Source organism: Streptomyces sp. NPDC006339 (assembly GCF_040612775.1).
Classification (GTDB): Bacteria; Actinomycetota; Actinomycetes; order Streptomycetales; family Streptomycetaceae; genus Streptomyces.
In genome coordinates, this window is the sequence record NZ_JBEXQW010000021.1 from 131855 (window position 1) to 138600 (window position 6746).

General features: G+C 72.4%; 8 protein-coding genes. 6 read left to right on the forward strand and 2 right to left on the reverse strand.

Translation table 11 applies throughout. From position 1 onward, the window contains the following. The first annotated feature begins 52 nt into the window (after nt 1–52). On the forward strand, nt 53–1507 hold the full coding sequence (locus ABZ135_RS19025; protein WP_356697144.1) for an FAD-dependent monooxygenase: 1455 nt from the start codon (nt 53–55) through the stop codon (nt 1505–1507). Nucleotides 1508–1530: 23 nt separating this feature from the next. Here the strand turns inward: ABZ135_RS19025 and ABZ135_RS19030 are convergent, their stop codons facing one another. Then, on the reverse strand, nt 1531–1998 hold the full coding sequence (locus ABZ135_RS19030; RefSeq protein ID WP_356697146.1) for a hypothetical protein: 468 nt from the start codon (nt 1996–1998) through the stop codon (nt 1531–1533). A gap of 100 nt (nt 1999–2098) precedes the next feature. Here ABZ135_RS19030 and ABZ135_RS19035 point away from each other — a divergent pair, with 100 nt between their 5' ends. Beyond that, nucleotides 2099–2434, forward strand: coding sequence for a YnfA family protein (locus tag ABZ135_RS19035; RefSeq protein ID WP_356697148.1), 336 nt, complete (start codon nt 2099–2101; stop codon nt 2432–2434). 62 nt (nt 2435–2496) lie between these two features. Further along, nucleotides 2497–3261, forward strand: coding sequence for an SDR family NAD(P)-dependent oxidoreductase (locus ABZ135_RS19040; RefSeq protein WP_356697150.1), 765 nt, complete (start codon nt 2497–2499; stop codon nt 3259–3261). 20 nt (nt 3262–3281) lie between these two features. On the opposite strand, the gene ABZ135_RS19045 is transcribed toward ABZ135_RS19040, so the two are convergent. Continuing rightward, nucleotides 3282–4475: an RtcB family protein gene (locus ABZ135_RS19045; protein WP_356697152.1), complete on the reverse strand. Its 1194-nt coding sequence runs from the start codon at nt 4473–4475 to the stop codon at nt 3282–3284. Between the two features lie 175 nt (nt 4476–4650). On the opposite strand from ABZ135_RS19045, the gene ABZ135_RS19050 reads away from it, so the two are divergent. The 3 genes from ABZ135_RS19050 to ABZ135_RS19060 form a co-directional block, all read left to right on the forward strand. Then, nucleotides 4651–5586, forward strand: coding sequence for a DUF3558 domain-containing protein (locus ABZ135_RS19050; RefSeq protein WP_356697154.1), 936 nt, complete (start codon nt 4651–4653; stop codon nt 5584–5586). A gap of 109 nt (nt 5587–5695) precedes the next feature. Further along, nucleotides 5696–6427 (forward strand): DUF3558 domain-containing protein, encoded by a 732-nt coding sequence (locus ABZ135_RS19055; protein WP_356697156.1) that lies wholly within the window; start codon nt 5696–5698, stop codon nt 6425–6427. Between the two features lie 140 nt (nt 6428–6567). Continuing rightward, nucleotides 6568–6746 (forward strand): DUF2637 domain-containing protein (locus ABZ135_RS19060; protein ID WP_356697168.1); only part of this gene is annotated, 179 nt, incomplete at its 3' end.

A 6746-nucleotide genomic window follows, 5' to 3' on the forward strand; every position in this document is an offset into this window, starting at 1 on the left:
AACGGGCGTAGACCCAGGCGCGGCCTGGGCCTTGGCACCCCTGGAGGCAGCGATGAGCACCACGGGCACCACGAGCAACACCCCCGACCCCACCCCCGACCCCGCCGTCGGCACCGGACACGACCTCGACGCCGACGTCCTGGTCGTGGGCGCGGGACCGACCGGGCTCCTGCTCGCCGGCGACCTCGCCGCCGCCGGCCTGCGCGTCACGCTCGTCGAGCGCCGGCCCCAGGGCCTCAGCAACCTCACCCGCGCCTTCAGCGTCCACGCCCGCACCCTGGAGCAGCTCGACGCCCGCGGCCTTGCCGACGAACTCCTCACCACCGGCAGCCGCATCCGCGGTCTGCGCATCTTCGGCGGGCTTGACCTCGACCTGTCCCGCCTGCCCTCCCGCTTCCCCTTCCTCCTCACCACCCCGCAGTACGAGGTCGAGCGCCTCCTCGAACGGCGCGCGCTGTCCACAGGTGTGGACTTCCGGTACGGCACGGAGCTGCGCGGCCTGCGCCAGGACGCCGACACGGTCACGGCCGAACTGACCGGCCCCGACGGTCCGATCACCCTCCGCGCCCGCTATCTGGTCGGCGCGGACGGCGTGCGCAGCGCCGTCCGCGCCGCGATCGGCCTGCCCTTCCCCGGCACCTCGGTGATCCGCTCCATGGTCCTCGCGGACGTGCGCCTCACCGAGGAGCCCGGCCGACGGCTCACCGTCTCCGCCTCCGGCAACGCCCTGGCCTTCATCGCCCCCTTCGGCGACGGCTGGTACCGGGTGATCGGCTGGGACCGCGACCACCAGGTCCCCGACAGCGAACCGGTGACCTTCGAGGAGGTCCGGGACATCGCCCGGCGCGCCCTCGGCAGGGACTTCGGGATGCACGAGGCCCGCTGGGTCTCCCGCTTCCACAGCGACGAGCGCCAGGTGCCCGACTACCGCTCCGGCCGCGTCTTCCTCGCCGGCGACGCCGCCCACGTCCACTCCCCCGCCGGCGGCCAGGGCATGAACACCGGCCTCCAGGACGCCGCCAACCTCTCCTGGAAGCTCGCCGCCGTCCTGCGCGGCGAGGCCACCGACCCCGAGGCGCTCCTCGACAGCTACCAGACCGAGCGGCACCCGATCGGCGCCCTGGTGCTGCGCAGCAGCGGCACCCTCATCCGGCTCGCCATCGCCCACTCACCGCTCCAGCGGGCCGCCCGCGCCGTCGCCTCCCGGATGCTCGGCGTCGTCCGGCCCGCCGCCGACCGCGTCGTGGGCCAGATCAGCGGCATCGGCCTCTCCTACGGTCCCGAAGCGCGCCGGGTCCCGGACCTGGAGCTGCGCGAGGGCCGGCTCTACGAGCTGCTGCGCGAGGGCCGGTTCGTCCTGATCGCCCCCGAGGGCACCAGCCCGGCCCTGCCCCGTACGGCTCCGGTCGCCCCCGAGCGCGCGATACGGGCCACCTGGGCCGACCGGGCCCGCCGCGACACGATCCTGGTCCGCCCCGACGGCTACACGGCCCCGCTCGGCGCCTAGCCGGCCCCGGTCCCGGTCCCGGCTCAGAACACGTACGGGTCGCCGGTCGCGAGGACGAGCACGCGATGGCGGTCGTTGCGCGGGTTGCCGTCGGCCACCCCGTCCTGCCAGACGGTACGGATGTCCACGGTCAGCTCCTCCGGCCGCCCCGCGGTCCGCAGGTCGAGCGCCAGCTCCTCGACCGCACCGGTCGCCCGCAGCTCCCCCGTACGGCAGGAGACCACCCGGTCGCTGCTCCACAGACAGGTCGGAGGCAGTTCCTGACCGCCCGCCATGGGCTCGGAGAAGGCGAGCCGGACGGTGGCCTGGGAGACGTTCGAGGGCCCGTGGTTCTCGCTGACCAGCCAGACGCCGATCCGCCCGTCCCAGAGCGAGACATGGCCGTGGTGGGCCAGATCCGCCTCCGGCGGTGCGGCGGCGGCCGAGGCCGTACCGGTCACCAGGGCAGCCGTCAGGGCCGCGCCGAGCAGCGCCTTGCGCATCACAGTCATGCCCTGAAGATACCCATGAGGACGCATATGTTCTGATTATCCGTCAGCGTGTCCCGTGCCGACCAGCCGACCGCACGCAGGACCGTGCCACCCTTCCCCCATGCTGATCGCCCGCTCCGCCGCCCTGTTCGCCCTCGCCGCCCTCTTCGAGATCGGCGGCGCCTGGCTCGTCTGGCAGGGCGTGCGGGAACACCGCGGCTGGATCTGGATCGGCGCCGGCGTCCTCGCCCTCGGCGTCTACGGCTTCGTCGCCACCCTCCAGCCCGACGCCGAGTTCGGCCGCATCCTCGCCGCCTACGGCGGAGTCTTCGTCGCCGGCTCCCTCGCCTGGGGCATGGTCGCCGACGGCTACCGCCCGGACCGCTGGGACGTCATCGGCGCCCTGATCTGCCTCGCCGGCATGGCGGTCATCATGTACGCCCCGCGCGGCCGCTGACCCCACGCCGCCCTATCCTGACCAGGCGATCCCACCCCGACCACCCGCGCGAGGAGCACGTCATGACTGCCGCCGGTACCCCCATCGCCGTCGTCACCGGAGCGAGCAGCGGCATCGGCGCGGCCACCGCCCGGCAGCTCGCCGCCGCCGGCTACCGCGTGGTCCTCACCGCCCGCCGCAAGGACCGCATCGAAGCCCTCGCCGCCGAGATCACCGAGGCCGGCCACCAGGCCACCGCCTACGCCCTCGACGTCACCGACCGCGCCGCCGTCGACGAGTTCGCCACGGCCTTCCGCACCCTCGCCGTCCTCGTCAACAACGCCGGCGGCGCCATCGGCGCCGACCCCGTCGCCACCGGCGACCCGGACGACTGGCGCCGCATGTACGAGGTCAACGTCATCGGCACCCTCAACGTCACCCAGGCCCTGCTCCCCGCCCTCACCGCGAGCGGCGACGGCACGGTCGTCGTCCTCTCCTCCACCGCCGGCCACGCCACCTACGAAGGCGGCGCCGGCTACGTCGCCGCCAAGAACGGCGCCCGCGTCCTCGCCGAGACCCTCCGCCTGGAGATCGTCGGCACCCCCGTCCGCGTCATCGAGATCGCCCCCGGCATGGTCAAGACCGAGGAGTTCGCCACCACCCGCTTCCGCGGCGACACCGACAAGGCCGCCCAGGTCTACGCCGGCGTGGCCGAACCCCTCACCGCGGACGACGTCGCCGACACCATCACCTGGGCCTGCACCCGCCCCCCGCACGTCAACATCGACCTCCTGGTCGTCCGCCCCCGCGCCCAGGCCAGCAACACCAAGGTCCACCGCGAGCTCTGACCCGGCCCCCGGCGCCGGCGTCAGCCCTTCACGCAGATGAGCTGCTTCAGCTTGGCGACCACCTCGACCAGGTCCCGCTGCTGATCCATGACCTGCTCGATCGGCTTGTAGGCGCCGGGAATCTCGTCCACGACACCCGAGTCCTTCCGGCACTCCACGCCCCGGGTCTGCTCCTCCAGGTCCCGGGTCGAGAACCGCCGCTTCGCCGCGCTGCGGCTCATCCGGCGGCCCGCGCCGTGCGAGGCGGAGTTGAAGGAGGCCGCGTTGCCGAGGCCCTTCACGATGTACGAGCCGGTGCCCATCGAACCGGGGATGATCCCGTAGTCGCCGGAGCCGGCCCGGATCGCGCCCTTGCGGGTGACGAGCAGGTCCATCCCCTCGTACCGCTCCTCGGCCACGTAGTTGTGGTGGCAGGAGATCACCGGATCGAAGGTGACCTTCGCCTTGCGGAACTCCCGGCGGACGACCTCCTGGAACAGCGCCATCATGATCGCGCGGTTGTACTTCGCGTACTCCTGCGCCCAGAACAGGTCGTTGCGGTAGGCCGCCATCTGCGGGGTGTCGGCGACGAAGACCGCGAGGTCGCGGTCGACCAGGCCCTGGTTGTGCGGGAGCTTCTGGGCCTCGCCGATGTGGTACTCGGCGAGCTCCTTGCCGATGTTCCGGGAGCCGGAGTGCAGCATCAGCCACACGACACCGGATTCATCGGTACAAAATTCAACAAAATGATTGCCGCTGCCGAGCGTGCCCATCTGCTTCTCGGCCCGCTCCCGGCGGAACTTCACCGGATCGGCGACCGTGTCGAACCGCGACCACAGGTCGCCCCAGCCCGTCGTCGGGAACTGGTACAGCCGCCCCGGATCCACCATGTCCCGGTGCATGCCCCGCCCCACCGGAATCGCCTGCTCGATCTTGGAGCGCAGGCGCGACAGGTCCCCCGGCAGGTCGTTCGCCGTCAGTGACGTCCTGACGGCCGACATGCCGCAGCCGATGTCCACGCCGACCGCCGCCGGGCACACCGCGCCCTGCATCGCGATCACCGAGCCGACCGTCGCGCCCTTGCCGTAATGCACGTCCGGCATCACGGCGAGGCCCTTGATCCACGGCAGCGTCGCCACGTTCTGGAGCTGCTGCATCGCGCCGCCCTCGACGGAGGACGGGTCCGCCCACATCCGGATGGGCACCTTCGCGCCCGGTACCTCCACGTACGACATACCTACCCACTTCCCCCATAAAGTCTGATAACGCAAAAACCGGAGCCAAAGCCCGTACAGGTGACTGCGGACCGGCATCAACGGCTGCGCGTGCGATACACATTGTGTTCACCGCGCCCCACGGGGCGGCAAACAGTTTTCGGGGGATTCCTCCGGGAGAAGGGAGCCTGGGATCGTGCAGCGCAAGGCGTACGCCTCCGGCCGGTCCGGGTCCGCGGCCCTCTCCGCCGCCGCCCTCGCCCTCGGTCTCGGGATCGGTCTGACGGGCTGCTCCTCCGGCACGGCCGTGGACACCGAGACCGTCGACTCCAAGGCGGGGCCCGCGGCCCCCGCCGCGCCTCCCGGCCGCTACCGCACCCTCTTCGAGCCCTGCGGCGCGGTCCCCGCGGCCACCCTGAAGGACCTGCTGCCGGGGGCCGCCGCGCTGCCCGACGCCGAGCGCGTCCGGGTCTACCGCGGCACCGCCGCCGCGACCTTCGACACCGACCGCCGCGTGGGCTGCAACTGGAAGTCGGACGCCCCCGACGCCTCGCACCGGCTGACCCTCGACATCGAGCGGGTCGTCTCCTACGACCCGGCCGTCAGCGACGACGCCCGCGCGCAGGAGGTGTACGGCCGCAAGCAGGCCGCCGCCGGCGTCGCTCCGCCGGCCCCGACGACGCCCCCGGCGACCACACCCCCGACGCCCACGGCGCCCACGGCGTCCACGGGCCCGACGGGCCCCACGGGCGGAGGCCCCTCCACGGCCCCCGCCACCCCCCTCACCGGCCACCAGCCGGCCCTCGCGCCCCAGGGGCCGCAGGCCACCACCGACCCGGCCACGTCGACGCCCACCGCGCCGACGACTCCCACCGCTCCCGCGACCACCGGTCTGGAGCCCCGCGCCCTCGACGGCCTCGGTGACGTCGCCTTCCTCGACGACATCCTCGAGAGCACCGGCCCCGCCGGCGTGAAACGCCTCGTGAGCGTGGTCTTCCGCACATCGAACGTCATCGTGACCGTCCAGTACGAGGAGCAGACGACCACTCCGGTCGAGGCCCCCGACAGCAAGGAACTGCAGGAAAAGGCCAGGAACCTGGCCCGGCTGCTCGCCGAGCGACTGGAGGAGTAGCCGCCCGGAACCGTTCCGCGGCCGCCGCCGGGCGGCGCGCCGGAGCGCGTAACGTGTCGGCGTACCCCCGGCCGCCCGGCCGCGCGCCGCCCAAGCGACTGAAGGAACCATGCAGCGATCAGCCCCGCGACTCTCCCGCATACTCGCCTGCGCCGCCGTCCCGGTGATGCTCGTGGCCGCCGGCTGCTCCTCCGGCTCGGACTCCGGCGACAAGGGCTCCGGTTCGCCGGACCAGGCGTCGTCGGCCCCGGCGACGCCGAAGCCCACGCAGTCGACGAAGGCGGTCGAGCCGGCGCGGTACGCGAAGCTGCCCGACGTGTGCAAGGCGATCTCGGCGAAGACGGTCGAGACCCTGGTGCCGAAGGCGAAGAACAAGAACGGCACGGCGGCCGCCTCCAGTGATCTCACCAGCCGCGGCGGCTGTTCCTGGAACGGCCTGGAGGACAAGGGCGTCAAGGGTTCGCAGTACCGCTGGCTCGATGTGTCGTACTACCGCTACGAGTCGGACGCGACGCTCGGCAGCGGCCAGGAGCGCGCCGCGGAGAACCACACCAAGGAGCTGGCGAAGATCCAGGCGACGCCGGGCGCCAAGAAGCTGCGGACGACTCCGACGCCGGGCCTCGGTGACCAGGCGGACACGGTGAACTTCGAGCTCCGCAAGACCGACGCGGACTTCCGGTACGCCTCGGTGGTGGCGCGGACGGGCAACGTCCTGGTGCTGCTCTCCTACAACGGGGCCGGTTACGCGGGTGCGAAGACCCCGTCCGAGAAGTGGATCACGGAGAGCGCGCTGAAGGCGGCCAAGGAGGCCGTCGCCGCGGTCGCGACGGCGAACAAGTAACGCCGGCGCCGCTTCCCGGTCACCGTCCTGTAGGTGTTTGTACGTTTTCGTACGGAGCCCGTCCCTCCCCAGAGGGCCGGGCTCCTTGCGCATGTGCCAGTCTGTGCCCGCGAGATGTCGATCGACGGGAGGGATCGCGGGTGGCCGCGATGGAGCTGACACGTACGCACCGGATACTCATCGGCCTGGTCGTCGCCGGTGCGGTGATCATCGCCGGGATCGGCTTCGCCGGCTCGTACGCGGCGGTGCGCGAGCTCGCCGTCGACAAGGGCTTCGGCACCTTCTCGTACTTCTTCCCGATCGGCATCGACGCGGGCAT